This window comes from Bradyrhizobium retamae (assembly GCF_001440415.1).
GTDB lineage: Bacteria > Pseudomonadota > Alphaproteobacteria > Rhizobiales > Xanthobacteraceae > Bradyrhizobium > Bradyrhizobium retamae.
Genome location: NZ_LLYA01000081.1, coordinates 1 through 2490 on the forward strand (window position 1 = coordinate 1; position 2490 = coordinate 2490).

The following is a 2490-nucleotide window of genomic DNA, read 5'->3' on the forward strand; positions in this document are numbered from 1 at the left end:
TGCGCCAATTACCTCAAAAACTCAGGCTATCGAAGCTAATGCCATCACGCTTTAGCGGGGAGAGGAGCGCACTGTGCCTCACTCCGCCGCTTGCGCCGCCGCCAACGTCGGATAATCCGTGTATCCCTTGGCGCCGCCGCCGTAGAACGTCGCCTTGTCCCACTCATTCAGCGGCGCGCCCTTCTTCAACCGCTCGACCAGGTCGGGATTCGAGATGAACGGCTTGCCGAATGCGATCAGGTCGGCGGCGCCGGCTTCGAGCACTTTCGTCGCGAGGTCGAAGTCATAGCCGTTGTTGGCGACATAGGTGCCGCTGAAGCGCTTGCGCAGGCTTGCGTAATCGAACGGCGCGATATCGCGCGGGCCGCCGGTCGCGCCTTCAATGACGTGGATGTAGCTCAGCTTCAGCGCGTTGAGTCCATCCACGATATGATCGAACAGCGGCTGCGGATTAGAATCGGACACATCGTTGGCCGGCGTTACCGGCGAAATGCGGATGCCGGTGCGCTCGGGGCCTGCGATCGCGGCCACCGCCTGCGACACTTCCAGCATCAGCTTTGCGCGGTTCTCGATTCCTCCGCCGTAAACATCGGTGCGCTTGTTGGTGCCGTCCTTGGCGAACTGATCGAGCAGGTAGCCGTTGGCGCCGTGGATCTCGATGCCGTCAAAACCAGCGGCCAGCGCATTCTCGGTGCCGCGCTTGAAGTCGTCGATGATATCAGGAATTTCCGACAGCTCCAGCGCGCGCGGTTCGGAGATTTCGGTGAAAGTGCCGCCCACAAATGTCTTGCCCTTGGCTCGGATCGCTGACGGCGCCACCGGCTTGCCGCCGCCGGGCTGCAGCGTGGTGTGCGAGATGCGGCCGACATGCCAGATCTGGATGAAGATGCGCCCGCCTTTTCCGTGCACGCGGTCGGTGACCTTGCGCCAGCCTTCGACCTGCTCCTTCGAATAGATGCCGGGCGTGTCCTGATAGCCCTGGCCCTGCTGCGAAACCTGGCTCGCTTCGGTGATGAGCAATCCGGCGGAGGCGCGCTGGCCGTAATAGTCGACCGCAAGCGGGCTCGGCACCATGCCTGGAGGTACCGCGCGGTTGCGGGTCAGCGGCGCCATCACGAGGCGGTTGGGAAGCGCGATCGAGCCAAGCTTGAAGGGCTCGAACAGTTTGGTCTGGCTCATGTCTGATATGTCCGGATGCATGATGATAAAGAAGAGTTGGGCATTGCCGGCAATTCTCGCAATCCCCGAGCCATTCGGCTTGCGCAGACGAGCTGCGCACGGTACCGGCCGCGCCGGTGCAGTAGCGTTTGCGCGCCGGCGTAGGATAATTGTTTCGAAATCGGCATCGGCGCAGCCTAGCCAACCTCTCTACGGGTGCCGGATCACAGTGGTTCAGGCTTCCTTCATCATGCTGTGGCGCGCCGCAAATCCCATGCGTCGATTGTCCAGCTCCGCGACGGGTCCGGTGGAGTCCACCTGCAGCAGCTCGAACGTCAGGCATTCGCAACCGATCGAGCGAAGCACCTGACTGGCGGCTTTCTGGGCGCTGTTGCCAAAACTCTGGTGATCCATCTGAATTTCCAGGTGGGACTTTCGGCTGCACACCGCTTTCGCGACCGATTGCAGGCGGATGAAGATCTCGTCCCGGTAGTTCTGGGTGCTTTCGAAAGCGGCCCTGGGATCGACGATTTTCGTCCGGACGACATAGACGAGGTTGACCGCAAAGCGGTCGGCGGACACCGCGCCTTGCGTGAACCGAAACACTTCGGGGCGCAAATCGACCCGCGCCAGTTGGCGGCTGCCGGTGCGGATCCGGTGCCGGCCCGGCATCAAAGCCTTTTCAAAACGCCCGTTCCGGTAGAGCAGCACGGTTTCGAACTGCTGGACGCAGACCCGATCGAAGCCGAGCAGCGCCATGACCCCTTTTCTGAACAGCGTTGAAATCCAGGTCCACGCGCCGGCGATTAGAACGATTACAATCAAAGAAAGAACGATAGAGCCCAGAAGTTCACCCACTTTTATCCTTCCCTGCCGTGTTTTTATCTCGTTGGCGGATACCGCGATATCCGTTCTTCTCTTGGCTCTTCCTGCGTCGAAAATAAGTCATTCTATCTGAAGTAGAACGATTAAACGAAAAAGCGCAGATCTTCCCCGCCACTTAGATTTCCGATCAGCGCATCATGACGCCCAAGATCGTCATCCCCGCGAAGGCGGGGATCCAGCACGCCGCGGCTTATCGGCTCAATCATTGACGTCTCTGGAATACTGGGTCACCCGCTTTCGCGGGTGACGACAACGGAATATGACTTCGCGATCTCGCCACATCATCTGTGCGAGTTTTGCCAACAACTTCCCGCCCTCTCCGAATAGAGGGCGCAGGGAAGACCGGGTGCTGGCTGCACCCGCGGTCTCGTGTGCAAGTGCGCATAAGGAAACGCACACGAGCATACAGGTACAGCGGGAGCATCCCGGCCTTCCCTGCGCAATGGC

At 60.3% G+C, this 2490-nt stretch carries 2 protein-coding genes; both read right to left on the reverse strand.

Annotation, left to right across the window (positions count from 1 at the left end; all coding sequences use genetic code 11):
* Positions 1 to 78 precede the first annotated feature (78 nt).
* The gene (locus tag CQ13_RS10815) at positions 79 to 1179 is read right to left on the reverse strand and encodes an alkene reductase (protein WP_057842898.1); all 1101 of its coding nucleotides are present in this window, start codon (positions 1177 to 1179) and stop codon (positions 79 to 81) included.
* 213 nt (positions 1180 to 1392) lie between these two features.
* Positions 1393 to 1917, reverse strand: coding sequence for an SPFH domain-containing protein (locus tag CQ13_RS10820; protein WP_057842897.1), 525 nt, complete (start codon positions 1915 to 1917; stop codon positions 1393 to 1395).
* Between the last annotated feature and the right edge of the window lie 573 nt (positions 1918 to 2490).

Bases quoted from the DNA above. Each gene is read 5' to 3' on its own strand.
- CQ13_RS10820 (WP_057842897.1), bottom strand. From the start codon at position 1,917: ATGGCGCTGCTCGGCTTCGATCGGGTCTGCGTCCAGCAGTTCGAAACC.
- CQ13_RS10815 (WP_057842898.1), bottom strand. From the start codon at position 1,179: ATGAGCCAGACCAAACTGTTCGAGCCCTTCAAGCTTGGCTCGATCGCG.